Source organism: Desulfovibrio sp. (assembly GCF_019424165.1).
Taxonomy (GTDB): domain Bacteria; phylum Desulfobacterota; class Desulfovibrionia; order Desulfovibrionales; family Desulfovibrionaceae; genus Desulfovibrio.
In genome coordinates this window covers 132,249-158,787 of the sequence record NZ_JAHZAA010000001.1, presented here as the reverse complement: position 1 = coordinate 158,787, position 26,539 = coordinate 132,249, and the positions used below count along the sequence as shown (strand labels likewise).

Genomic DNA, 26,539 nt, shown 5'->3' with positions numbered 1-26,539 from the left:
GGCACACAGCAGCGTTTTTACGCCCATGCTTTTGCGAAGACTTCCTATCTTCCTGTTGTTACGGCAGTTTTCCAATTTTCTTTATTTCAGTACAAAAAACAAGCTTTTCTTTTTCGGACAAATCACTTGACAAGCACTATATGGTGAGCTAATTGGGTGCATTCAATGTGGATGACATACCCTGTCGCCACTACATCCTGATGCGGAACGCAGTTCCAGCGGGGTGGCCTGAATAGGCCCCCTTTTTTTTGTCCCTGCGCCGGCGCTTGCCCGCACAAAGGAAAGAATGACTGATAACGCCCTGAGAGAAACCATCATACGCCTGGCCCAACCCGTGGTGCACGCCCTCGGACTTATCATCTGGGGGGTGGAAACAGCCCGCGCCGGGCGCACCATCGTGCGGCTCTTTGTAGACGTGCCGACCATACCGCAACTGCCCGGCATGCCCGAAGGGTCTGAAGAGCCGTCACCCGCCACCACCGCGCCCGCTCCGGTTCATGACCTGCAAGAATCTTCCGGCGCTGAAGTTCCGGCAGCCCCCACATCAGCTTCTATTGAACAGTGCGAAGAGATTTCCCGCCATCTGGCCCTTGCTCTTGAAGTGGAGGACAGCATCGCGGACGCCTACGTGCTGGAGGTTTCGACCCCCGGCCTGAGCCGCCTGTTTTTCAGCCTCGAGCAGATGATTCCCTATGTGGGCGATGTGGTGGAAGCGCGGCTGCACACGCCTGTCGCCTCCACTGATCCCGCAGCCCACGGCGGCCCGCGCCGCGTGTGGCGCGGTACGCTCGTTACGGTAGAAGACGATGCCTTTGTGCTCGCGCCCGTGACCGTCAGCCCTGAAGGCGAGGTGGAAGACGAGAACTACCCGGCCGTGCGCCTGCCCTGGGAGGCGGTGCGCAGGGCTACCCGTATGTATATTTTCAAAAAGCCGCAGAAGCCGGGCAAAAAACCCGGCAAGCCCCAGGGCAAAGACGCCCCCAAGGGCGGCAGCGGCAGTACGGCCCCCAAAAAGGCCGCAGCCAAAAAGAAAGCTGGCAGAACCGCTGCCGAAAACGACTAAACGGCCCGCATGGGCAGGCCGCGCCCCACTTTGGCGGGCGGGCCGTCTGCGAGCCGCAGCCGGAAAAAGCGATTTTACGCCGCCCTGTGCGGCAGCCGGAGGGATCCATGAATCTTGAACTTAAAAAGGCCATTGACCAGATCAGCAAAGACAAGGGCCTTGACCGCAACATGCTCATCGACACGCTTGAAGACGCGGTGCGTACCTCCGTGCTGCGCCGCTTCAGTGAAGATATGGATGTGGAAGTATCTTATAACGATGAAACGGGCGATATTGAGGTCTACCAGTTCAAAATCGTGATGGCCGACGGTGATGTGGCCAACCCCGATACGCAGATAGAACTTGCCGAAGCCCGCGAGCACGATCCTTCCGTCCAGGTGGACGACGAAATGGGTTTCCGCGTCAAGGTTGAAGACCTTGGCCGCATCGCCGCCCAGTCCGCCAAGCAGGTTATCATTCAGCGCATGCGCGACGCCGAACAGGAAATCATCTACGGGGAATACAAAGACCGTGTGGGTGAAATCGTTTCGGGCATCGTGCAGCGCCGCGACAAGGGCGGCTGGGTGGTTAACCTGGGACGCACCGAAGCCATCCTGCCCCGCGAAGAACAGATCCCGCGTGAGCACTACAAGCGCGGTGACCGCGTGCAGGCCCTCATTATCGAAGTGCGCCAGGAAGGGCGCGGTCCGCAGGTGGTCATATCCCGCGCGCACCGCGACTACATGGCCGCCCTCTTCCGCCGCGAAGTGCCGGAAGTGGACGACGGCGTGGTGCAGATTATGGGTGTTGCCCGCGATCCCGGCTCCCGTGCCAAGGTGGCCGTGCTCTCCCGTGAGCGCGATGTGGATCCCGTGGGCGCCTGCGTTGGCGTGCGCGGCTCGCGCATCCAGAATATCGTGCAGGAGCTGCACGGTGAGCGCATCGACATTGTTGTGTGGAGCGCCGATATTGCCACCTACGCCCGCAACGCCCTGGCCCCGGCCCTGGTGTCGCGCATTGTGGTGGATGAAGAAGAAAATCTGCTCGAAGTCATCGTGCCGGACGACCAGCTCACCAACGCCATCGGGCGCAAGGGGCAAAACGTCAAGCTGGCCGCTCGCCTTCTGGGCTGGAAAGTCGATATATTCACCGAGACCCGCTACAACGAGGCCAATGCCATCGGCCACGGTCTCGAGCAGGTGGCCAGTGTGGCCGAAGTGTCCATTGAGGCTCTGCTTGGCGCGGGCTACAGCTCGCTTGACAAGCTGCGCCATGCCACAGACCAGGAACTGTCCGACGCGCTGACCATCAGCGCATCGCGCATTGCCGACCTTCGTTCGGCCATCAACTTCCTGGCTCCCGTGGTAGAAGAAACGCCCGAATCCTCCGCTGTGGAACTGGGCCGGACGCATGCCGACGAGGAAGACTCCGGTCAGGACCAGACCGGCGACAGTCCCCGCGAGGATGCGCAAGAGTAGGGGCAGCCGCATGGGGGAAAGGCAAGAAACTGCCGTGGCCGTTGAAGGGCCGGTGCGCATGTGTGTTATGTGCCGCCGCCGCTTCGCCAAGGCCCAGCTTACCCGCCATGTGCTGACGCCCCAGGGAATTTTGACTATTGACGCTGAAAAAACCAGACCTGGCAGGGGCTGGTATCTCTGTTCCGATGCCGCATGCATGGCGAAATTCGCCAGGTTCAGGCCCGGGGCACGGCGCAAGGGGGGTAAACATGTCTGAAGAAAAAATTAAAGTATCGGAACTCGCCAAGGAATTTCCGGCAGTGCCCAACAAGGATATGCTGCGCGCATTGCGCGAGCTGGGCGCGTCGGCAAAATCTATGGCCGGTTCCCTGACCACTGAGGAGGCGGCACGCGTGCGCGAACATTTTGCCGAACAAAAACAGGCGGATGCCGAGCGTTCCGGCTCACACCCCAATGTCATCGTGCGCCGTCGCCGTAAGGATGCCGATAAGGCCGACGCCCCCGAAGTGACAGAAGCGGCCCCCGCCGCCAGGGAAGAAGTCGCTCCCCCGGCCGAGGAAAAGCCCGCGGTGGCTGAAGCCCCCGCCAAGGCCGAGCCTGCGGCCGAAAAGGTGGCCGAGGCTCCTGCGGCAAGCCCGCACAAGGCCGAAGAAAAGGCCGAGCCTGAAGCCGCAAAGGCCGAACCCGCCGAAAAAGCAAAAAGCTCCAAGGCCAGGGTTGTGTCCGCGGCTCGCGTTATCAGCCGCCCCGGCGAAGAAGAAGAAAAAAAGCCCGAACCCGTGGTGGAAAGCAAGCCTGAGCCTGTGGCCGAAATTTCGCCCGTGGCCGCAGCTCTTGCCGCCCGTGAAGCCGCAGCCAGGGCCGAAGAAAAAGGTTCCGAAAAAGGCGAGGAAAAGGGCGCCAAGGCTGCCCGCCTGGCCCGTCCCGACGCTTCAGCCGTGCCCGAAGGTTCATCGGCGCCCACCCTGCCCCAGCGCGCGCCCGAAGCCCGTACAGAAGCCTGGAAAGACGCCGACGCTTCCGCTGCGGCCGATGCCGCTCCTCGCCGCGCCCCCCGGGCGGATGGCGGTCAGGCGCCTTCTGCCGCGCCCCAGGTGCGCATTATTTCCCGGCCTGCGCCCGGCAGCCAGCCCGACCGCAGCACGCGGCCCGCTGGCGGACGCCCCGGCGCTCCGGGCGGTCCTCGCGGCGACAACGCCGGCAGGCCCCCGCGTCCCGGTGGGCCACGTCCCAGTGGTCCCGGCGGCCCCGGCGGTCCCAGACCCGCAGGCGGTCCCCGCCCCGGCGGGTTCGGGCAGCAGCCTGCCGCGCCCGCGTCGCCCTCTGACACCCGCGACGGCCAGAGCAAGAAAAAGCGCCTCAAGGGGCGCCGCACCGTGGATTTCCAGCAGGGAGATTTCGGCGGACGCCGTGATGATGACGACAGCCAGCGCCTGAACCGGGGCAAGGGCCGTCGCAAGGGCGGCAAGCCCGTTTCCTCGCAGGCCACCCAGCCGCTCAAGGCCGCAAAACGCAAGATCCGTGTTACCGAGGCGATCCGCGTGGCCGACATGGCTCACCAGATGGGCCTCAAGGCCAACGAGATCATCAAGATTCTCTTTGGGCTGGGCGTTATGGCTACCATCAACCAGGCCCTGGACTTCGACACGGCCACCCTGGTGGCTGCCGAATTCGGTTACGAAGTGGAAAAGGCCGGCTTCTCCGAAGACGATTACCTGACCCCCAAGGAAGTGGACGCGCCCGAGACCCTCAAGCCGCGCCCGCCTGTTGTGACCATTATGGGCCACGTTGACCACGGCAAAACCTCGCTGCTTGACGCCATACGCAAGTCCAACGTTACCGGCGGTGAAGCCGGGGGCATTACCCAGCATATCGGCGCCTATCACGTAAAGACCAAGCGCGGCGAGATTGTCTTTCTTGACACGCCCGGCCACGAAGCCTTTACGGCCATGCGTGCTCGCGGCGCTCAGGTGACTGACCTTGTCATCCTTGTGGTGGCTGCCGACGACGGCGTGATGGAGCAGACCCGCGAAGCCATCAACCATGCCCGCGCCGCTGGCGTGCCTATCATGGTTGCCGTCAACAAGATGGACAAGCCCAGCGCCGACCCTGACCGCGTGCTGCGTGAACTGGCCGAACTGGGCCTGCAGGCCGAAGAGTGGGGCGGCGACACCATTGTTGCCAAGGTGGCCGCCAAGACCCGCATGGGCCTTGACGACCTGCTTGAAATGGTGGCCCTGCAGTCTGAAATTATGGAGCTCAAGGCCAATCCCGATAAGGCCGCCAAAGGCCACATCGTGGAAGCCAAACTGGACAAGGGCCGCGGCCCCGTGGCCACCGTGCTTATCCAGGAAGGAACCCTGCGCCAGGGCGACAGTTTTGTGTGCGGTCCCTTCTCTGGCCGTGTGCGCGCGCTCATGAGCGACCAGGGCAAAAAGGTCAAGGAAGCCGGGCCGTCCCTGCCTGTTGAAGTACAGGGCTTTGAGGGCGTTCCTGAAGCCGGTGAAGAGTTCTTTGTGGTCAGCGACGAAAAGCTGGCCCGCCGCATCGCCGACTCCCGCGCCATCAAACAGCGCGAACGCGAACTGGCTTCCGAATCGCGCGTGACGCTCGAAACCTTCCTGTCGCAGCGCAAGTCCGATCAGGAAACCCTTACGCTCAACCTTGTGCTCAAGTCCGACGTGCAGGGCAGCCTTGAAGCCATCACCGAAGCGCTGCTCAAACAGAGCACCGACAAGGTGCGCATCAACGTGGTGCATGGCGGCACCGGCGCCATTACCGAATCGGACATTCTGCTGGCTTCCGCCTCGCAGGCCATCATCATCGGCTTTAACGTGCGTCCCACAGCCAAGATCAAGGATGTGGCCGAGCACGAAAATGTGGATATCCGCTTCTACGAGATCATCTACAAGCTGGTGGACGACATCAAGAGCGCCATGGCGGGCCTGCTGGCCCCCGTGCAGCGTGAGGTCTACCTCGGCCAGGCCGAAGTGCGCGACACCTTCAGCGTACCCAAGATCGGCCTTATCGCCGGCTCCTATGTGGCCGACGGCAAAATCGCCCGTAATGCCGGTGTGCGCCTGCTGCGCGACGGCGTGGTGGTTTACACAGGCAAGATCTCTTCTCTCAAGCGCTTCAAGGATGACGCCAGAGAAGTGGTCAAGGGCAACGAATGCGGCGTAGGCCTGGAAAACTTCAATGACGTCAAGATTGGCGATATCATTGAAGCCTTTGAGACAGTTGAAGAAGCAGCTACACTGTAAGTACGTGCGCTGGCCGCACGGCTGATCATCGCTGGTTTTCGGGGGAGGTTTCTTTAGAGAAGCCTCCCCCGTTGACGCTTGGCAAGCTTTCGGCATGCCGCCCGCTAAAGTACCGCAAGTCCGCCCGCCTCGAACCCGGTACGGCAGGCACGTGCGCTGTCCGGGCAAAAACCGGTAACCGCTGTTCAAAGCATTCCGGATGGGGTAATAAAAAACTGGCTTTATGTGACCGGCACAGATAGTATTAGTTCCGGAACCTATTAAGCGTCCATTATACAAAAACATAAAAACGGCTTTTATGACCGGCATGGCACGCTGACGCGCCCGGCATACCTCTTGCCGGGCAGAAAAAGTGGCCGCCGCATCAGGCAGCAAGCGCGCCTGCCGCCGCAGCAAGCGCAAACACATACGTATGACCATGTTCATGGCTGTTCTTACCGTGGAATTCAGTCTGCACGGCAACGACAATCTCAAGGCAAAACGCCGCGTTGCCAACAGCCTGAAGCAGAAAACCCGAAACAAATTCAACGTGGCCATAGCCGAGGCAGGCACTGAGAACAGTCTCAGCCGTCTGCGGCTGGCCGTTGTCTCCATTTCCAACAGCGAAGGACACCTGCGTAGCCGCATGGACAAATGCGCGCTCATGATGGAAGCCGTTTGCCCGGAAGAAATGGTGGACAGTCAGGTGGAAATATATGCAGCCGACTGATTTTATTCCCGCCCGCTACGCGCAGGACGCCCTTCGTATGGTGGAAGCCCTGAAGGGCATGGACCGCATTGTGGTGGCAGGTCATGTCAATCCCGATGGCGACGCCGCCGGGTCCGTGGCTGCCGCCGGGCATATCCTGCGGGCCATGGGCAAGGAATTCATGCTTTACGCCGCCCCCGGCATGCCCCGCTACCTGGGATTTTTTCCCATGCCCGCAGTGGTGCACACAAGCCTCGCTCACCCCCCTTTCACGCCCCAGTGCGCGCTTTTGCTGGACTGCGGCGAACCTGAACGCCTGGGTTCGGAACTGGCGGCCCTGCTGCCACAACTGGATACCGTAAATATTGATCACCACCTCGGCGGCAACGGCATGGGCAGCCGGGGCAACTGGGTGGTCACCGAAGCGGCGGCCACAGCCCAGCTCATGGCCTATGTGGCCATGGCCGCAGACCTGCCCCTTACGGGCGACCTGGGGCTTTCCGTTGCCCTTGGGCTGCTGACGGATACCGGTGGCTTCTGCCACGGCAACACCAGCGCCGATGTGCTGGCCATGGCCTCGCACCTGGTTGCCAACGGCTGCCAACTGCACTGGCTGCGGGAAAAAATGGATAACGACTGGAGCCTGGGCCGCTGGCGGCTCTGGGGCCTGCTCATGGAGCGCGCGGCTGTGGAGCACCACGGGCAGATCGGCTTTTGCCCTGTAAGTCTGAAAGACCTTGGCCGCTGTCAGGCCCTCAAGGAAGATCTGGAGGGCTTTGTAGAGCAGCTCAGGCGGCTGCGCGGCGTCAAGGTGGCAGCCCTGCTGCGCGAAGAGGCCCCCAAGCTCTGCAAGTTCAGCCTGCGGTCTTACGGCTCCATCGACGTGCGCGCTATGGCGGCCGATATGGGCGGCGGCGGCCACTTTAACGCCGCCGGGGGAACCCTGCGCCTGCCACTGAAAAAAGCCGGTGAGGAACTCCTGCGGCATATCGCCCTCCGTCTGGACGGATGGGCACCGGAACTCCCGGAAACGCCGAGTTCATCAGAAGCGCCGAAAAAACCGGAAGCGCGGGAAAAACAGCATGCTCCGGATCATGAAGACGTTGCCGAAAACAGCGCTCAGGGCTAGGACAGCCAGCTCTTGAAACCGGCTCTGACGTATGCCCCTGCGGTTGTACCACCACGTGCCGACACCGCATTCTGCTGTCCGTTATCCAGAGTCCTGTCCATATGCCGCTGTATTGCTGATGCCATTGCTCAGCGCGCAGGGCGGCCACCAGACGGTGCGTGGAAATTCCCGCAACAGAATCCGCGCAGCCCCCGCGACTGCATGGTAATTGAAGCCCCCGGCTGTACTCCGGAAGCAATGCAGAAAAGGCCTCGGCGGAGCACAATCCCTGACGGGATACCGCTGTCGTCCACCACGCAGGCGCCCCAGACGAGATCAATGCGAACATTTCAAATGCCCCAGGCTCCAGGCGCAAGGCCGCCCTGCCGGGCGGACGCCGCAACGCTGCGCCCTTGGGCAGAAAATCTGCGGCTCAGCAGGGCAAACCGGGCTTTATGGAAGGTATATCTTTTGACTTATAGCCCGGCAAAGGGTATGTAACGCTCTTGCGTATGGTTAAAAAAGATAACGTGGCACAAGCCCGCCCTCTTCAATGCCCGGAAAGCCCGGCGCCGGACAGTTCCCCTGCGAACAGTTCGGGGCTGAGCGCTCACGGGCGGCATGAACAAGGCGCCGACGGCACGGCGACGCACGGGCAAACCCGGTGCGCGCCCCCCCTGCCGCAACAGCATGGCGTACTTGTGCTCAACAAGCCTTCCGGCCCCACCTCGGCCCGTTGCCTCACTGCCATAAAACGGCTGGGGCAAAAAAAGATCGGCCACGCCGGCACGCTGGACCCTCTGGCTTCCGGCGTGCTGCTGGTACTGCTCGGGCAGGCCACCAAGCTTTCCGGCCATCTCATGAGCGGGGGCGGCAAGGTTTATAACGGCGTGCTGCGCCTCGGGCAAACCACCGACACCTGGGACATTGAAGGCCAGGTTACGGCCGAAGCCCCCTGGCAGCACATCAGCGAAGACGATGTGCGGCGAGAGGTTGCGGCCTGGCTGCAACTGACCGAACAGCCTGTTCCGTCCTATTCCGCCGCAAAACACGAAGGGCAGCCCCTGTACAAGCTGGCCCGCAAGGGGCTTGATGCCCCGAAAAAAATAAAATTTATGGAAATCTCACAGGCGGACGTGCTTGAAGTAAGCCTGCCGCTTGTGCGCTTTCGGGTCGCATGCAGTTCCGGCACCTATATACGCTCCCTGGCCCACAGCTTGGGGACGCGACTTGGATGCGGAGCCGTGCTCACGGAACTGACCCGGGAGTATAGTCACCCCTTCGGCCTTGATGTGGCCCGCGATCCCGCGGACTTCACGGCTGACCCCGCCCTGTTGCCCGGCTGCGTTATCCCCGTTGCGGATGCGCTGCCTCACTGGCCCAGGGAGGACCTCACGCCGGAAGAAGCCGCCCGCGTACGTAACGGCATGGCTGTGCCTTGTCGTGCGCCACAGGCTGACGCCGCCCCCGGCGACGAACTCGCGTTTCTGATGGATCAGGGACAAGCCCTGGCTCTGGCAAAACGCGAGATCACGCCCGTCGGGCCGTGCTGGGCCGTAATGCGGGGACTTTGGAACTAGGGCCATCACGGCCCGTAACATTGCCTTACCCAAGGAGAACTGCTGTGGTATTGGATCCTACTCAGAAAAAGTCCGTTATTGATGCCCACGCCAAGCACGAGGGCGACACCGGCTCCCCCGAGGTGCAGGTGGCCCTTCTTACCGCCCGTATTGAAGACCTTACCGGTCACTTCAAAGAGCACAAGAAGGACTTTCACTCCCGCACCGGCCTGCTGAAACTCGTTGGCCGTCGTCGCAACATCCTTAACTATCTGAAGAAAACAGACGTTCAGCGCTACCGTGCCCTGATCGAAAGACTTGGCCTGCGCAAGTAAGGCTTTTGGCTGCAAGGGGGGAGCCTGAGGCTCCCCCTTGCCACATATACATGCAAACTGCCCCCTGGAGGGCGCAACGCCAGAAGGGGGGTCCGGGAAAATCAGGCAGGGACGTGCGGCTCTGCCCGCTTTTGCCGGAATCCCCTTCGCCTGTGCAAAGGAAATCACATGTCACAAGATATCTTCACCCCCACTCGCGTCACCTGCCAGGTGGGCGGCAAGGAAATCATCATCGAAAGTGGCCGCATGGCCAACCAGGCCCACGGCGAAGTATGGGTTCAGTGCGGCGGCACCGTGGTGCTTGTTACCGTCTGCTCCCAGCCGCTTGAATTCGACAAGGGCTTCTTTCCCCTTACCGTTGAATATTCTGAAAAAATGTACGCCGCCGGACGCATCCCCGGCAGCTTCTTCCGCCGCGAAATCGGCCGCCCGTCCGAGCGCGAAACCCTGGTTGCGCGCCTTATCGACCGCCCCATCCGCCCGCTCTTTCCCAAGGGGCTGAACGAAGACGTGCAGGTGCTGGCCAGCGTCATTTCCGCCGACCAGGAAAACGAATCCGACGTGCTGGCTCTCACCGGCGCTTCGGCAGCCATCATGCTTTCGCCCCTGCCCTTTGAAGGCCCGGTGGCCGGTGGCCGCATCGCCCGCGTGGGCGGCCAGTTTGTGCTCAACCCGACCTTTGAGCAGCAGGCCCAGAGCGATCTCAATATCGTCTTTGCCGCCTCCGGCGACGCCCTCACCATGGTGGAAGGCGATGCCCGCTTTATTTCCGAAGACGTCATCATCGAAGCCCTTGAATGGGGCCGCCAGCAGATTCTGCCCCTGGTGGAAATCCAGCACAAACTGCGCGAGCTTTGCGGCAAGCCCAAGATGAACTTCACGCCCCATCAGGACGATGAAGCCCTTGTGGCCCGCGTGCACGAGCTGGCCCTTGCCAACGGCATGGAAGAAGCCCTGCGCGTGCCCGAAAAAATGGCCCGCAAAGACGCCCGCAAGGCCGTGAAAGAAAAGGTCATGGAAGCCCTCAAGGCCGACCTGGCCTGGGCTGAAAACGAAACCGCCCTCAAGGCTGTCTCCGACATTCTGGGCGGGCTTGAAAAGAAGCTCGTGCGCGCCCGCATCGTCAACGAAGGCACGCGCATTGACGGCCGCGACACCACCACCGTGCGGCCCATCCAGATCCAGACCGGCCTGCTGCCCCGCGCCCACGGCTCTGCCCTGTTCCGCCGCGGCGAAACCAAGTCTCTTGTGGTCGCCACCCTTGGCTCCTCCACAGACGAGCAGCGCATGGACTCCCTCACCGGCGATGTCACCAAGCGCTTTATGCTGCACTACAACTTCCCGCCCTTCTCTGTGGGCGAAGTGAAGCCCGTGCGCGTGTCCCGCCGCGAAATCGGCCACGGCGCCCTGGCGGAAAAATCCCTGCGCCCCGTGCTGCCCGCTGACGTTGACTTTCCCTTTACCCTGCGCGTAGTGGCCGAAACGATGGAATCCAACGGTTCCTCGTCCATGGCTGCCGTGTGCGGCGGCTCGCTTTCCCTTATGGACGCCGGCGTGCCTGTGAGCGCCCCGGTAGCCGGTGTGGCCATGGGCCTCATCAAAGAAGGCGAAAAGTTCATCGTTCTTACCGACATCCTGGGTGACGAAGACGCCCTGGGCGATATGGACTTCAAGATTGCCGGTACTGCCGAAGGCGTCACCGGCGTGCAGATGGACATCAAGATCACGGGCCTCACCACCGAGATCATGCGTACCGCCATGCAGCAGGCCCGTGAAGGCCGCCTGCATATCCTTGAAGAAATGGCCAAGGCCATCGCCTCGCCCCGCAAGGAGCTTTCGCGCTACGCCCCGCAGCATGCCGAAGTGTTCGTCAATCCTGATATCATCCGCCTGATCATCGGCCCCGGCGGCAAGAACATCAAGGCCATCACCGCGGCCACCGGCGCTTCTGTGGACATTGAAGACTCGGGCCGCGTGTCCATCTTCGCCCCCACGGCCGAAGCTCTGGAAAAAGCCCGCGAAATGGTTTCCTACTACGATCAGCGCCCCGACCTTGGCAAGAACTACAACGCCAAAGTGCGCAAGATTATGGAAATCGGCGCCATTGTCGAAGTGCTGCCCAACGTGGAAGCCCTTGTGCACGTGTCACAGCTTGACGTGAACCGCGTGGAACAGCCCGGCGACGTGGCGCGCCTGGGCGAAGACATGCTGGTCAAGGTCATCGAAATCAACGGCGACCGCATCCGCGCCAGCCGCAAGGCGGTACTGCTGGAAGAACAGGGCCATCCCTGGAATCCTGAAGACACCGCCCGCCCGCCGCGTTCCGACAGGGGTGACCGTGGCGACCGCGGCGACCGCGGCGGACGTGACCGCCGTGATCGTGGCGACCGTGGCGGCAGGCGCTAGACGCCGGACGGCTTTAACGCCGCTCATTGAAGCCTGAATTGAAACGGCCCGGCCGGGCGTGCCATACGCCCGGCCGGCCGCTGAAAGAGTGATAAAGGAAATTCCCATGTCCAAAAAGAGCAAAAGTGGCGCGCCTGAAGCCACTGACAAGGAAAATTCCGTGAAGCAGCAGCCCGCTGACGGGGCAGAAGCGCAAGCCCACGCCGAAGAGAATGCCCGCGTGCATCATGAGGGCCTGGGCGATGCCTGGGCCGTGCTGACGGGCCGCAACCCGGCGGAAATTATGGGGCAGATTGTAGGTACTGTCCTGCATGAAGGTGGTACACGCCCCTCGTGGCAATGGAAGCACGGCGGCAAAGACCATATAATGATGGCCTGGCCGCAGGATCAGCCCGTGCGCGCCTCTGTGCTTGTGGCAGGAGAGGAAGGCGAAAAGCTGGATCCGGTTTCTGCCGTTCCCCTGCTGGATGGCCTGCCCAACGACCTTACGGTCGAAGGCGTTTTTCCCTGGCAGAACGGCCTTGGGGCCAACGTGGCGGTAAGCATGATCGAGGGCAAGAACCCCATGTGGTTTTTCGACCCCCTTTATGGCCGCGACAAGAACGATCTCACCCCGGAGATCACGCACACCTTTTTGCTGGCAGGCCTGGCCTTTGCCGTGCGCAAGGCCCTGCTGGACCACATGACCATCACCCAGGGGCCGCAGTACGAAGCCCACGCCGAAGCCTGGCTTGAAGCCAATCCCGGCAAGGGCCGTCTGGACGTGCCGCCCCTTCAGGTGGATGTGAGCGACCGCCCCATGATCATGCCCGGCCGCAATTTTTGCGAATACCAGATGCGCGCCGTGATCGAAGAAGTACAGGACTACCAACTGGAAAAAATGCCCGTCAAAGCCCTGTACGTGACCTTTCCCTTTGAGAACCGTCCGTCCATGCGCCTTGTCATCTATGCGTCAAAGATGATTCTGGGCGACTTTGAACCTGAGGCGGGGCAGGCCATTGATGCCTACATCTGGCTTCAGGGTCGCGTTATCGACATTGATCAGGGTCCGCAGCAATAGCGGCTCCGGTATTTTCACACTGCACGGCGGGGGCCTGCCCCGCGGCTAACGCCCCCGCCGTGCAAGACAAGAAAAACAGCGGCACACCGCCCCGGCGCACACGGCTGGCCGCACGGAACATACTATGAACGCGCCTTTACTCTGGTTTATTCTGGGAGCGGCCTTTTTTGTGGCCGAACTCATGACCCCGGCCATGGTCCTGCTCTTTTTCGGCGTGGGCGCATGGGCCGCGGCCCTGGCAGCCCTTATGGGCCTGGGCCTTGCCTGGCAGCTCATCACCTTCATCTGCCTTTCCCTGCTTACCCTGCTCGTTTTGCGCCGCCGCCTGCGAGCGGTCTTCGGCGGGCGCGCCCACCGCGTACCTGCCGGAAACTGCAACGGCCACGGCGAAGAATCCTGCACCCCGCATCCCCTTACGGGCAGGCAGGGTGTCATCAGCAAGGTCGTTCACCCCGGCAAGGTCGGAGAAGTAAGCATTGACGGCAGCTTCTGGCGGGCCACAGCCCATGAAAAACTGGCGGAAGGCAGCCCGGTGCGCGTGCAGGGGGCAGACCCCGGCGACGCGCTGGTTCTGCACGTAAGCCCGGTAACAAAATCCTGAACCGCAAACCCGCAACAGCAGGCGCACACGCGCCTGTAGGCCCCCGCCCGCAACAGGCAAGCCCCAGGGCAAATGCCGTGGCCCGCAGGGACCCGGATTACGGTCCGACATACGCATATTCCGCTTTTCAGCCGGGCCGCCGTACCTGCAATTTTCGCGCGCAAACCGCAGCGCATATACGTATACAGAGGTATATATGGAAATCGTAAACAGTTTCGGATGGCTTTTTCTGCTGGCCGTATTGGTTATCATCATCCTCGTCAAAACCGCCGTGGTTGTTCCCAACCAGTCGGCTTTCATTGTTGAACGGCTCGGCAAGTTCAGCAAGGTCCTGTACGCGGGCTTTCATATTCTTGTGCCGTTTGTGGATGTTATCGCCTACAGGCGCAGCCTCAAGGAACAGGTGCTGGACGTTCCCAAGCAGACCTGCATCACCCGCGACAACGTGAGTGTGGATATTGACGGTGTGCTCTATCTCCAGATCATCACGCCCGAAAAATCCGCCTATGGCATTTCGGATTACGAATGGGGGGCCATCCAGCTTGCGCAGACTTCGCTGCGTTCGGTCATAGGCACACTGGAGCTTGACCGTACCTTTGAAGAACGCACGCGCATCAACCAGGACGTGGTGGAAGCCCTCGACGCCGCTACTTCTCCCTGGGGCGTCAAGGTGCTGCGCTATGAAATCCGCGACATCACGCCGCCCATCACTGTTATGGAAGCCATGGAAAAACAGATGCGCGCGGAACGTGAAAAGCGCGCCGCCATCGCCCAGTCCGAAGGCGAGATGCAGTCGCGCATCAACCTGGCCGAAGGCGCCAAGGCCGCGGCCATTGCCCAGTCTGAAGGCGAAAAACAGGCCATTATCAACCAGGCCGAAGGTGAAGCCGCGCAAATCCGCACGGTGGCCCAGGCCACAGCCGAAGGGCTGCGCATTGTGGGTGAGCCGCTGGGCAACGACAGCGTGGCCGCCGCCCAGCTTCGCCTGGCGGAAGCCTACATTACCCAGTTCGGCCATATCGCCAAACAGGGCAACAGCCTGATAATTCCGGCTGACATTGCCGATACCGCGGGCATGGTGGCCGCTGTGAGCAAGATTATCAAACCCGGCGAAGGGCTGAACAAAAATATCAGCCGCCCCCAGGGCTAATCCCCCTGTTTTTCCGGCGGCACGGCGGCTGCCGCCCGGCGGAAAAACATAAAAATACTGCCGACGGCCCTTCTGCCCGCTAGCGCGGGCAGAAGGGCCGCTTCTGTTTCCGGCGTCAGCGCCGGACGCCAAGCCGCTGGGCAGCAGCCTCAAGGCTGCTGCGGGCATAGGGCATATTTTCCCTGATATGGGTCTGGTACTGTTTTCTGACGGTTTCAACCAGATCAGGTGATGCGGACCTGGGCGAACCGCTGCTGAATGGCGGAGCCGGGTCATACTCCAGAAGAAGCTGCTTGGTACTGGCCGTTTCCTCACCGGCCAGAAGCGCGAGCAAAACCAGCCCGAAATCAATACCGGACGTGACTCCCGCGCCGGTAACGCGGTTGCGGTCGCGCACCACACGTTCATGCACAGGAAGCGCCCCGAACCATGCAAGCTCGTCCACCAGTGTCCAGTGCGAGGTGGCCCTGTACCCTTGCAGCAGACCGGCCGCTCCAAGTAGAAATGACCCGGTGCAGACACTGGTAATCCATTGCGCCTTCTGCCCCACCGCTGCCAGCCACGCCACCATATCTTCCTGCTGAATCTGCCTGTACGGATCGCTCGTGCCGGGCACACACACGATGTCGGCCGAAGCGATATCAGCAAATGTGGCGGTGGGCATAAATCCGAGCCTCTTGTCGGCCCGGCTTTCCGCATATACCGGCGCCATGCTCCGTGCCACGTAGTCCACCCGGAACTGCGGCCCGGCCAGAACCTCCGCCGGGCCGATCAAATCCAGCACAGTCATTCCCTCATAAAGCACAAAGGCGATATGCGGCTTTATGTCCGCATCCTGCCGCGATTTTCTGTCTCCCCCGGCTGTACCGGCGGCACGCGCACCGGAGGCACTGCCGGCCAGGGCCATGCCCGCAGCGGCGGACAGTGCGGACACGGTAAAATCTCGTCTTGTCATGGGCGCATCCTCTGTAAGTGGTTATGATTGCCCAGACTACCACGGCCGGTGCGCCGCAAAAGCCCCGGCCTTGCCAAACAGCGGCGGGATTCTGCCATACAGGGGCCGCCGTATTGGCGCGGAGGCCCATTAAGGGTAATGAAAACCTACCGCAACCTTTTTCCGCCCGGTGAATCAAAATGAACATGCATAACATCGGTATTCTGGCATTGCCCGGCTTTGTGCCTTTTGACTGCTCGATCCCCTTTCAGCTCTTTTCCGTGGCTTGTGGAAAAAACGGCGAACATGCCTACCACCTGAGTTTCATTGGCGACACCGGGCATGTTCCATCCGGGCAGTTCAGCATTGACGGCGCATTACCCCTGACCGCCATGCTGAAGATGAACACGATTATTGTACCCGGCGTCACGCCGTCCTTCGATGTGTGCTCCCAGGGTGTTCTAGACGCTTTGCGCCAGGCCAGGGATGCCGGAATCCGCATAGCCTCCATATGTACCGGAGCCTGCATACTGGCTGCCGCAGGCCTGCTGGACGGCATGCAGGCCACCACGCACTGGTCTGTTGCTGAAGAACTGGCCGCAAGGTATCCGCGGATAGATGTGGAGGCCGACATCCTGTTTGTGGATAACGGCCAGGTGCTCACCTCCGCTGGTCTTGCCTCGGGCATTGACCTTTGCCTGCACATGATCCGGCAGGACCTGGGGGCTGCCGCCGCCGAAGAGCTTGCCGCCTTTTTTGTGGTTCCTATGGAACGCGACGGCGGCCAGAGGCAGTTCATACGCCGCACCGGGCCGGAATCCGGCGGCAACCTCGCGTCCCTGCTGCTATGGCTACAGGAGAACATGCACAAAAACCTCACCCTGGGCAGCATATGCAGGCAGGCCCACATGAGTTCCCGCACGCTGAACAGAAGATTTCTTGAGCAGGTAGGCGTTCCGCCCATGCTGTGGCTGACCAGGGCGCGCGTACGCCGCTCTCAGGCCCTGCTGGAAGCAAGCACCATGTCGGTGGAAGAAATAGCCACCAGCACCGGCTTTGGCTCGGCAGCCTCGCTCAGGGAGCACTTCCGGCGCATGGTGGGTACAAGCCCCACTGCCTGGCGCAAAACATTCAAGCGCTATTATGCCGGTGAGACCATGAGGGAATAACCCGCCGCAGCCGGAGCAGCCATGCCGGGAGCAGCACGCTGTCTGTCACGGGCGCAGCGTGTAGCGCCCCCCGGAACCAGCATGCAAAAAAAACGGCCCCTCCTGCATGTCTGCCGGAAGGGCCGAAAAGGTCAGACACCCCGCACCGGGAACACACGCTGTGTCCGGCACGCGGTACGCTTGCCTATCAGGCTTTATACAGATTGTATCCCAGTTCATTGGCCACAAAGGCCGCCATCTTCTGCCCGCGCACGCTGTTGCCCACGCTGTCCAGCGGCGGCGAAAAGGCCGCAATGGCCATAATGCCCGGCACAATCGTCAATATGCCGCCCCCAACGCCGCTCTTGCCCGGCAGACCCACCTTGTACGCCCAGTCGCCAGAACTGTCGTACATGCCTTCCATGGTCATTTCAGCCATGATGCAGGGGCAGTGCTCGGGCTTGAGTACCTGCTCGCCGGTAACGGGATTGCGCCCCCGCGCGGCAATGGTAGCGCCGACAGTGGCAAGCTCCACGGTACTGAGCAGGGTCGAGCACTGGCGTGTGTATACATCGCAGGCTTCCATGGGGTCGCAGTACATGAAACCTGCGGAATACAGCAACCAGGCAATGCCCCGGTTGTGGAAGTTTGTGGTCTGCTCCGACTGGTTCAGTTCGTCAGAAATGGCTATTTCCTTTGAGCCCAGCCTGCGCTGCATGTTCAGTATGCGCTGCCAGCGCTCTTCTGCAGAACCTGCCTTCACAAGACTGGCCGAGGCCATGGCCCCGGCGTTCACCAGCGGCGAAAGAGGTTTTTCGCCGTGCAGTTCCAGCGCCATAACCGAGTTAAAGGGCAAACCCGTGGGGCTGGTGCCGATTTTTTCCTGCACGGCCTGCGGGCCGAAATCTTCCAGCGCCAGCGCCAGCGTGCAGACCTTGGAAATGGATTCGATGGCAAAGCGGTATTGCGCATCGCCGGCCGCCGCCACCTGCCCCTGGGCCGTCACCACAGCCACGGCCGCAAGGTCGCTCGGTATATTTGCCAGAAAAGGTATGTAGTCGGCATTGGCCCCGCCGGGGGCCTTGCTGAATTGCGCGTGCGCGCTGTTCACCACAGACTGGATTTTTTCAATATCAGGCATGGTGTTTTCCTTTTAAATAAAGCCGCAATAGCAAAGCTATTACGGCTTTATTACAAACTGTTATGTTGTCATGAAACGTCGGGCGCTAGCTTCCGGTCTGCGTTCCGGCCTGCGGTTGCGCAGCGGCCTGGGTCTTTTCCTTTTCCCAGGTGAACGGCTCAAAGTCTGAATTGGGGTCGCGCCATTCAGGCTTGCGCAGGGCGAAGATCGTCAGCGGAATAGTCACAAAGATCACCACCAGCACGATCAGGTACATCATATAGGTTTCAGGGCTGCCGATGGAAATCTGGCTCGGAGGCACAAAGCTGAGCGCAAAGGCCAGCAGCGAGCCGACAAAACCCAGCGTAGCCCACAGGTACATACCGGGAACCCGGTAAGGCCGCGTCCGGTTGGGCTGGCTCAGCCGCAGGCGGATGCCGCTGGCGAACATGAGCATGTACATGACCAGGTACAGGATAACCGTAAGCTGCGACAGGATCTGAAAGGCCGCCTGCACCGAAGGCATGACCACAAATGTGATGGACAGGATGGTAACAACCACAGCCTGCACGATCATGAGATGGCTGCCCATGCCGAAACGGTTGGTCTTCTGGAACCAGCGGGGCAGATACCCGGCCTTGGCCACGGCGAGCACACCGGTATTGGGACCGGCAATCCAGGTGACCACGCCGCCCAGTACGCCAAAAGCCAGCATGACGGCCAGCACGGAGCCCAGCCACTCGGCATTGATCCACTTGAACAGCAGGTCATAGGCCAGCAGCAGGCTCTGGGTAAGATTGATATCCTGCTTGGGTACAACAAAGGCGATGCCAAGAGTGCTCAGCAGGAAGATGGCTACCGTACCCACCGAGGCGATGGTAATGGCGATGGGATACTTTTTCGTGGGGTTATCCATATCCTTGACGTGCACGGCGTTCATTTCCATACCCGCGTAAGCCAGGAATATACTGGCGGCAAGAACCACGTTGCTGAAGTTGGTAAAGTCGGGAATCAGCGCCCCCCAACTCAGCTCGATCAAGGGCGGCTTGCCGCTGCAGAACAGATAGGCGAAGCCCAGCACCACCACCACGGCGGCGGGGATGATCGTACCCACAATACCGCACCATTTTGACACCCGCGCAAATATGCCGACGCCGCGCAGGGCAATGAACACCGATATCCAGTACACTAGCAGCACAAAGCCCGTAATGTACCATTTATTGGCTGCCATAGTTTCTGCCATGCTTACGTTCGGGTCCATAAAGGCGATGGATACGGCCCCGAAGGTGAGCACAGTGGGAAAGTAGGGAATGACCTCAATCCACAGCATGGCCATGGCCAAAAAGCCCCAGCGCGGACCAAACGCCTCGCTGACCCAGCGGAAAACACCGCCTTTTTCAGGATAGGTGGTAGCCAGTTCCGCCGCTACCAGCGCCATGGGAACCAGAAAGACCAGGGCTGCAAAGGCATAATAAAAAATGGCGCCCAAGCCGTATTCCGCCTCTGAAGGAAGAAAACGCAGGCTGACGACCGCAGTGATATTCATAATCACTATGGTCGTAATAGTCATTTTTGAACCGGAAGTCTGTTCTTTCACTGCTCCCATAATGACGCTCCTATGTTGCCAAGATATGTTTGCGGCGTTTCATCAACAACGTCCCACGTTCGGCAAAAAACAGTCAATATGAATAATTGTTTTCAATTAAACTAAAACTAGTAAAAATTATGCATTGCGTCAACACACTTGGTCATTGTTTACACATCTTTATAGAAAATTATTTTTATATCAGCATGATACAGCACACAATACAGGCCAGTCCCCCTTCACTTTCCTACAAAAAGGCGGGCGTAAAAGATTGTCTTCACCGCACGCTATCAACAAACAAGTTGTAAAAAAAAGAAAAACATGTTTAGCTTTTTACTAATTAAAACGATTCCTCATCTGTGGTCAGGGCAACATCTGCGCCGCCCAGCCATCTCTTCCTTGATTTACAAGAGCTTTCCGAGGAGTACGGATGTCCGAACAGCCCCCCAAAAATGTCGCCATTTCAACTCTTGCCCTGATGGCGCTGGGCACAGTTGTAAGTCTGAACGCACTGCCCATGATGGCCCTTGAGGGGCTTTCACTGGTTTTTTACATTCTTTTTGCCACTGTTGTTTTTCTTTTGCCCGCGGGCATGGTTTCTGCTGAACTGGGCAGCGCCTTTGCCGAACGCAAGGGCGGCGTCTACATATGGGTAAAAGAGGCTTTCGGCCCGCGCTGGGGCTTTGTGGCCATATGGCTGCAATGGGTGCAGACCCTGGCCTGGTACCCCACCATTCTCGGCTTTTCCGCGGCCTCTCTGGCCTATTGCCTGGGCGACCCCCACCTGTCGCAAAGCGGCGTGTACACGGGCCTTGTCAGCATAGGCATTTATGCCTGCGCCACCGGCGTGGCGCTGAGCGGAACCGGCGCGGTCAACACACTGACCAAGTACAGCGTTTTTATGGGAACGCTTGTGCCAAGCCTGTTCATCATCATTCTTGGCCTGTTCTGGGTTGACCAGGGCAATGCCGTGGCCTTTCTGACGCAAAGCACGCCGGTAGACGGGCATATGGTACGCGAACATGTGCATCCGCGCTTTTTTCCGCATTTCACGGGCCTTGGCAGTGTGACCTTTCTTGCGGGCATTCTGCTTATGTTCTCGGGTATTGAGGTGCAGGGTGTACAGGCCGCAAGCATGAAAAATCCACGCCGGGATTTTCCCATTGCCATGCTGCTGGCCTCGGCCATTGCCTTTCTTGTTTATCTTATGGGTTCGCTTGCCGTGGCAACGGTGCTTACGCCCAAAGAAATAAGCCTCACAGCCGGGCTGATGGAAGCTTTTTCTCTTATGCTGAAAAAGTTTGATCTGGATTTTCTTGTGCCGCTGGTTGCCCTGCTTATCACCTTCGGCGGTGTGGGCAACGTGATGGCCTGGGTATCCGGCCCAAGCAAAGGCATGCTGCAAACTGCCCGTGACGGCGAAGCGCCGCCGTTTTTCGGCAAAGTGAACAAGGCTGGCGCACCAGTGGCCCTGCTTGCCATACAGGGTGTTATCGTTCTTGCACTGAGCTCCATCTATTTTCTGGTAAAAAACGTCAGTATTGCCTTTTTTATTCTGACCACGCTTACGGCCAGCATCTATCTGGCCATGTATCTGCTCATGTTCGCCGCAGCCATACGCCTGCGCATCACCCGGCCCGATCTGCCGCGAACATACAGCGTGCCCGGAGGCATTGTGGGCATGTTTCTGATCGGCGGTACGGGCCTTTTAGGCGTGGCTTTTGCCTTTACGGCGGGATTTTTTCCGCCGCACAACCTGCCTGTGGGTAATCCTGCCCTGTACGTGGCCCTTGTGGCGGGCGGTCTGTCGGTCTTTATCGCTATTCCGCTCATCATTCAGGCCTTCAAAAAGCCTCAATGGAAGCGCACAACGGGTGCGGAAAGCAATTTTTCAATTAACGGCAACAATGGAGATTAAAGCATGACTGCGAAAAACACCTTGCGTAACACCGTGCTTGATGACACCTATGCCGCGTCGGACATGGCAAATGCCATGCCGCGCTATCAGATGCCCCTGCAGGAAAACCGCCCCCGCGACGTATACCAGGCCATTCATGATGAACTTATGCTGGACGGCAATTCGCGCCAGAACCTGGCTACCTTCTGCCAGACCTGGGTAGACCCCGAAATCAACCAGATCATGGCCGAATGCGTTGACAAGAACATGATCGACAAGGACGAATACCCGCAGACAGCCGAAACAGAAACGCGCTGCGTGCACATGCTGGCCGACCTGTGGCATTCGCCGGACCCCAGGGGAACCCTGGGCTGCTCCACCACCGGCTCCAGCGAAGCCGCCATGCTTGGGGGGCTTGCCATGAAGCGCCGCTGGGTCAACATGCGCAAGGCCGCCGGAAAGCCCTATGACAAACCCAATATGGTGTGCGGCCCCGTGCAGGTCTGCTGGGAAAAGTTCGCCCGCTACTGGGATGTGGAACTACGCGAAATCCCGATGGAAAAAGACCGCCTGATCATGACCGCCGAAGAAGTCATCAAACGCTGCGATGAAAATACCATCGGCGTTGTGCCTACCCTTGGCGTGACCTTTACCGGCCAGTACGAGCCGGTGGAAGAAGTCAGCAAGGCCCTCGACAAGCTGCAGAAAGACAAGGGCTGGGACATTCCCATTCATGTGGACGGCGCCAGCGGCGGCTTTCTTGCCCCGTTTATCGAGCCGGACCTGCTCTGGGACTTCCGCCTGCCCCGCGTCAAGTCCATCAACTCTTCCGGCCACAAATTCGGCCTTGCCCCGCTTGGTGTGGGCTGGGTAGTCTGGCGCGAAAAAAGCGACCTGCCCGAAGACCTGATTTTCAATGTGAACTACCTGGGCGGCAACATGCCCACCTTTGCGCTCAACTTCTCCCGCCCCGGCGGCCAGATCATCGCCCAGTACTACAACTTCCTGCGCCTGGGCCGCGAAGGCTACCGCCGCATTCACCAGAACTGCTACGATACGGCCCGCTTCCTGGGCGACGAAATCGCCAAGCTCGGTCCCTTTGAAGTGCTGTATAACGGGCGTGGCGGCATCCCGGCCCTGTGCTGGACCTTTAAGGCCAATGCCAAAACCAGCTACAGCCTCTACGATCTCTCGGACCGCCTGCGCTCACGTGGCTGGCAGGTCCCCGCCTACTCCATGCCCGCGCACCGCGAAGACCTCGTGGTCATGCGCGTGCTGGTGCGCCACGGCTTCAGCCGTGACCTCGGCTCCCTGCTTGTCGACGACCTCAAACGGGCCATGGCCCACTTTGACGCACACCCCGTCAGCAAACCGCTGAACGAAACCGAAGCCGGCAGCAACAGCCACGCCGGCCGCCCCGCCCAAAAATAACTTCCTGCGCCAATATTAAAGGGCCGCCCCCGTGCTTACGGGGCGGCCCTTTACTATTGGCAAAACCGCAATGCGCCTTGCGCAACGTCTACTTCAGATCAATTACGCGCACATCACCGCGAGTTTCATTAACTTTTTTGCGGAAGCTCTGGCGACGGTCTTCACCGTCAACCTGTCCTGCCAGCCATTCGGCCACATGCAGAACGGAATGTTTGTCGTGCATATTGATAAGGCAGCGCGCGATGCCAATCTTGCAGGACGGGCAGCCCACCACCACGGGACCGTCATATTTCTCGCCCATGGCATCCTCAAGCCGCTGCTGTTTCCGTATTCGCAAAAGATTATATATCTGGGGCGAGGTCATGGCCCCCATGCCGGATTCACCGCAGCAGCCGGGGCTGAGAACCACATCCGCCCCGCTGAATTCACCAAGGGCGCGTACAACCTGCCGTTGCCCCTTGACCTTGTGCACATCAGCCCACTCGCAGTGGCAGGCCCCGTGGTACACCAGCCTTGAGCCTTCGGCCACAGGAGCGCGCAGATCATCGCGGGACAGCAGGGGCATGGTGAGCTGAGCCACATCGCGCATGACAAGATCAGGAAACTGCGCCTGTATGTTCAGTCGTTCCAGCCCGTCGCGGCAGGAGCCGCAGGCCGTAACCAGATATTTGCAGTCAAAACCCTGTTTGGCCAGGCTGCGCAGCATGGAGGCAAGGTATTGCCTGTTCTGGGCCATATTGTCTTCAAAGGCCGTATCCATACCGGCAGCAAGCAACGGAAACCCGCAGCACATGTGCCTGGGCGGCACAGCCACGGCAAAACCCGCTTTGAGCAGCAGCATGATGGAAGAAGTGCCGATGCGGTCATAAAAGAGCGCGCCGCCACAGCCCGGAAAATACAGGGCAAGCGGCATACCCGGCGCAGGCTCTGCCGGGGTAAACACCGCCCCCCTGTGCAGCTTGAGCGATTCGTACAGGTTGGTATAGCCCATCTTTGGCCCCCGCCCGGAAAAAAGCGGGCTTTGCATGCGGCGCTTCCACACAGCGGGGATAAAGCCAAGAAACTTGTTCTGCATCTTCTGGCCCAGCGAGGCCACCTTGGCCGCCTTGGGCGCGCGGTGGGCGATATCGCGCACAAGCCATTCCAGGGCGCGGCCCTTGATGGGATGCCCGCTGGCGCCTTCGTGCTCCAGCAGGGCGCGCAGGGTAAGGGCCACCTCGCCGGAGGGAATCTTCACCGGGCAGTTGGCCATGCAGCGGCCACAGGCCGTGCAGTGCTCCACAAGGTCGCGCATCCACTTGAGCAGGCGGTCGTCTATGCGGCCCTTGTTGACCTGGCTGTAATAAACGGCCTCAAGCAGCATGCCCATCACCATATTCTTGTTGCGCGGGTGATACTGCATGGAGCGCTCGGGATAGCACATGGAGCATACCTGCTTGCACTTGCCGCAGCGCGTGCACACCTGAATGGAGGTGAGCAGGTGGATGAGCTTGTCCTTGTCCGGCAGGCCGCTCTCGCGGATGTCGCGGATAAGGCGGTTGAATGAAAACGTGAAGGGCCGCACGGGCAGGTCACGATAGACGAGCTTGGCCGGGTTCATGACGTCGCGCGGGTCCACACGTTCCTTGAACGCGCGCAGGGCGTCCATTTTTTCCTTGCTGAAAAAGGCTATCTTGGTAATGCCGATGCCGTGCTCGCCCGAAACCTCGCCGCCCATTTCCTGGCATTCAGCCATGACGCGGGCCGCGACTTCTTCGGCTTCTTCCAGCATGTGGGCATCGTTGGAGTTCACAGGAATATTCACATGGCAGTTGCCGTCGCCGGCGTGCATGTGGCTGGCGACCACAATGCGGCTGGCTTCCATATAATCGCGTATCTTGCTGATTTTTTTGGCAAGGTGCGGATATTTTTCTTTCAGGCTTTCAAGAAAGACCTCGGCCCGCTCGGCCATTTCCATATCCGAGACATCCGCGGCGGCAACATCGCCCGAAGCGGCCTTGGATGCCTGCGAAAATTCCCGGTTGAAGTCCTTGTCTTCCATAGGAAAGCCGGGCAGGCGCCCCACTTCCTGCAGGGCATGGCGGTAAGATGCGGCCGTGCATTCCAGATTTATCTGCTCAAGAAAGAGCGCGAAATCGGGTATGCGCTCCATAGGAATAACCACGTCTTCATTGAGCTTGAAGCCGGAGGTGCGCTTGGCGATGGCCGAAAGCTTGTGGCGGTCTTCCCAGAAGCGCTCGCCTTCCTTGTCATCGGCGGCCACGATGATATCCACGTTTTCCTGCTGTTCGACCACGCTTACAATGTCGCCCACACAGGTATCCAGCAGATAGGGGTCATCGCCGTCCACCTGAAGGATGATGACGGAAATGGGCGCGCCGTCGTATTTTTCGGACTTGCGCTTGTATTCGATGGCCTGCACGTACTTGGCGTTAAACTCTTCCATAGCCGAAAGATGCGCGTAATCGCCCTCTTCGCGGATACGGTTGCGCAGGGCCACCAGCTCGCGCACCACCACGGCGGCCGGATGCATTGAACGGCCGAAAAATTCCAGCACCATCACCCGGCTGTGCCGGGGCTTGGGATGCACAATAAAAGAGGCTTCGGTGATAATGCCGTCCACCCCTTCTTTCTGCATGCCGGGCAGACCGCCCAGGGCCTTGTTGGTCACGTCTTTGCCAAGGCCCGGCAGCCGGATTTCGTCGCCGCGCAGATGCACCACATTGCGCACACCGCCGCTGACGTCCTTGATCACAAAAACAGCGGTTTCATGAGGCAGTATCTTGTGGCGGGGGTGATTTTCACGCTCTACGGTGATGATCTCACCCGTAGGGGTCACCATGCGCCACCACAGCAGGTTGTCCAGCGTGGTGCCGTATTCAAAGGCCATTGGCCCGCCCGCATTTTCAGAAATATTGCCGCCGATGGACGAGGCCTGCTTGGAGGCCGGGTCTACGGAAAAAAGCGCGCCTGCGGCGTCCACGGCACTGATGACGGTCTGGGTGATGGCTCCGGCCTCACAGGTGACCGACATGTTTTCCATATCAATGGGGTCCACGCGGGTAAGGCGTGTGAGGCTCACGATAAGGGTACGCTTGCGCGCGGGTACGGCCCCGCCCGTCATGCCCGATCCCCCGCCTCGCGGGATAAGGGCGAATTTCATGTCATTGGCAAGCCTGACAAGCTCGGCCACCTGCTCTGTGGTATCAGGCTCCACCACCAGAAGGGGCAGCTCCATGCGCAGGTCCGTGGCGTCTGTGGCGGACTCCACCAACGCGCCCGGATTGGTCAGGATGCACTCCGCAGGCAGGACGTCGCCCAGGGCGTTGATGAGCTTTTCCCTGAACTCCATTTCGGCCTCATGGGCCGACCAGAACATGGTAATGCCTTCACCTATGGCCGTGGCATAATAATGTGCCAGAGAGACAGATTCCTTTTCGAAGCTGCCGCGCACACTGCTGCGCACGGTATCCGCATCGATAAAGGGGTTGTAGGCCACCAGAAAAAGTTCTTCTGCGATGGCAATGGCAAGGTTGCGCACAGACTCGGGCCATTCGGCAAAGTCGTCAATATTGATGCGCAGAATACGATTCACCACATAATCAGGAGAAATGGAGATATGCGGACCCTTATGGGGCATGGCGTTCTAACCTCATGAGCGCTGATGTAATCTATAACAATGACAGACAGCGGGTTATATGGGAAGCCCTTTTTCTACGTTCAATATGCCCGGA

General features: G+C 60.0%; 19 protein-coding genes. 15 read left to right on the top strand and 4 right to left on the bottom strand.

Annotated features, from left to right (window positions below):
• The first annotated feature begins 286 nt into the window (after positions 1–286).
• The 12 genes from QZ377_RS00590 (at position 287) to QZ377_RS00535 (ending at position 14,690) form a co-directional block, all read left to right on the top strand.
• Positions 287–1,063 carry a ribosome maturation factor RimP gene (locus QZ377_RS00590; RefSeq protein ID WP_291438588.1) on the top strand — a complete coding sequence of 259 codons (777 nt, stop codon included), beginning with the start codon at positions 287–289 and terminating at the stop codon, positions 1,061–1,063.
• Between the two features lie 107 nt (positions 1,064–1,170).
• Positions 1,171–2,520, top strand: a complete 1,350-nt coding sequence (nusA, locus tag QZ377_RS00585) for a transcription termination factor NusA (protein ID WP_291438587.1) — start codon at positions 1,171–1,173, stop codon at positions 2,518–2,520.
• Between the two features lie 10 nt (positions 2,521–2,530).
• Positions 2,531–2,776: a YlxR family protein gene (locus QZ377_RS00580; RefSeq protein ID WP_291438585.1), complete on the top strand. Its 246-nt coding sequence runs from the start codon at positions 2,531–2,533 to the stop codon at positions 2,774–2,776.
• Positions 2,769–5,783 carry a translation initiation factor IF-2 gene (gene infB, locus QZ377_RS00575; protein ID WP_291438582.1) on the top strand — a complete coding sequence of 1,005 codons (3,015 nt, stop codon included), beginning with the start codon at positions 2,769–2,771 and terminating at the stop codon, positions 5,781–5,783. Before QZ377_RS00580 ends, infB begins: the two co-directional genes overlap by 8 nt.
• Positions 5,784–6,201: 418 nt before the next feature.
• Positions 6,202–6,492 (top strand): DUF503 domain-containing protein, encoded by a 291-nt coding sequence (locus QZ377_RS00570; RefSeq protein WP_041724521.1) that lies wholly within the window; start codon positions 6,202–6,204, stop codon positions 6,490–6,492.
• The gene (locus tag QZ377_RS00565; protein WP_291438581.1) at positions 6,479–7,600 is read left to right on the top strand and encodes a DHH family phosphoesterase; all 1,122 of its coding nucleotides are present in this window, start codon (positions 6,479–6,481) and stop codon (positions 7,598–7,600) included. Before QZ377_RS00570 ends, QZ377_RS00565 begins: the two co-directional genes overlap by 14 nt.
• A 491-nt stretch (positions 7,601–8,091) precedes the next feature.
• On the top strand, positions 8,092–9,159 hold the full coding sequence (gene truB, locus QZ377_RS00560) for a tRNA pseudouridine(55) synthase TruB (protein WP_291438579.1): 1,068 nt from the start codon (positions 8,092–8,094) through the stop codon (positions 9,157–9,159).
• 44 nt (positions 9,160–9,203) lie between these two features.
• Positions 9,204–9,473, top strand: a complete 270-nt coding sequence (gene rpsO, locus QZ377_RS00555; protein WP_291438578.1) for a 30S ribosomal protein S15 — start codon at positions 9,204–9,206, stop codon at positions 9,471–9,473.
• A gap of 168 nt (positions 9,474–9,641) precedes the next feature.
• A complete protein-coding gene (gene pnp / locus QZ377_RS00550) occupies positions 9,642–11,879 on the top strand; it encodes a polyribonucleotide nucleotidyltransferase (RefSeq protein ID WP_291438576.1) in 2,238 nt (745 codons plus the stop codon).
• 106 nt (positions 11,880–11,985) lie between these two features.
• The gene (locus QZ377_RS00545; RefSeq protein ID WP_291438575.1) at positions 11,986–12,939 is read left to right on the top strand and encodes a hypothetical protein; all 954 of its coding nucleotides are present in this window, start codon (positions 11,986–11,988) and stop codon (positions 12,937–12,939) included.
• 124 nt (positions 12,940–13,063) lie between these two features.
• Positions 13,064–13,540, top strand: a complete 477-nt coding sequence (locus QZ377_RS00540) for an NfeD family protein (protein WP_291438574.1) — start codon at positions 13,064–13,066, stop codon at positions 13,538–13,540.
• Positions 13,541–13,736: 196 nt separating this feature from the next.
• Positions 13,737–14,690, top strand: a complete 954-nt coding sequence (locus tag QZ377_RS00535; protein WP_291438572.1) for a stomatin-like protein — start codon at positions 13,737–13,739, stop codon at positions 14,688–14,690.
• A gap of 115 nt (positions 14,691–14,805) precedes the next feature.
• On the opposite strand, the gene QZ377_RS00530 is transcribed toward QZ377_RS00535, so the two are convergent.
• Positions 14,806–15,645: a DJ-1/PfpI family protein gene (locus QZ377_RS00530; RefSeq protein ID WP_291438570.1), complete on the bottom strand. Its 840-nt coding sequence runs from the start codon at positions 15,643–15,645 to the stop codon at positions 14,806–14,808.
• Positions 15,646–15,824: 179 nt separating this feature from the next.
• Between QZ377_RS00530 and QZ377_RS00525 the strand changes: the two genes are divergently transcribed.
• Positions 15,825–16,793 (top strand): helix-turn-helix domain-containing protein, encoded by a 969-nt coding sequence (locus QZ377_RS00525; protein WP_291438568.1) that lies wholly within the window; start codon positions 15,825–15,827, stop codon positions 16,791–16,793.
• A gap of 187 nt (positions 16,794–16,980) precedes the next feature.
• Here QZ377_RS00525 and glsA read toward each other — a convergent pair whose 3' ends face one another.
• Entirely contained in the window at positions 16,981–17,913 is a 933-nt protein-coding gene (gene glsA, locus QZ377_RS00520) for a glutaminase A (protein WP_291438566.1), read from the bottom strand.
• Between the two features lie 85 nt (positions 17,914–17,998).
• Complete coding sequence (gadC, locus tag QZ377_RS00515; protein ID WP_291438564.1) at positions 17,999–19,498, bottom strand: putative glutamine/gamma-aminobutyrate antiporter GadC; 1,500 nt, start codon at positions 19,496–19,498, stop codon at positions 17,999–18,001.
• Between the two features lie 409 nt (positions 19,499–19,907).
• On the opposite strand from gadC, the gene QZ377_RS00510 reads away from it, so the two are divergent.
• Both QZ377_RS00510 and QZ377_RS00505 read left to right on the top strand, forming a co-directional pair.
• Entirely contained in the window at positions 19,908–21,395 is a 1,488-nt protein-coding gene (locus tag QZ377_RS00510) for an amino acid permease (RefSeq protein WP_291438562.1), read from the top strand.
• A 3-nt stretch (positions 21,396–21,398) separates the two neighbouring features.
• Complete coding sequence (locus tag QZ377_RS00505; RefSeq protein WP_291438560.1) at positions 21,399–22,805, top strand: glutamate decarboxylase; 1,407 nt, start codon at positions 21,399–21,401, stop codon at positions 22,803–22,805.
• Between the two features lie 88 nt (positions 22,806–22,893).
• Here the strand turns inward: QZ377_RS00505 and QZ377_RS00500 are convergent, their stop codons facing one another.
• On the bottom strand, positions 22,894–26,445 hold the full coding sequence (locus QZ377_RS00500; protein WP_291438559.1) for an FAD-binding and (Fe-S)-binding domain-containing protein: 3,552 nt from the start codon (positions 26,443–26,445) through the stop codon (positions 22,894–22,896).
• Positions 26,446–26,539: the final 94 nt, after the last annotated feature.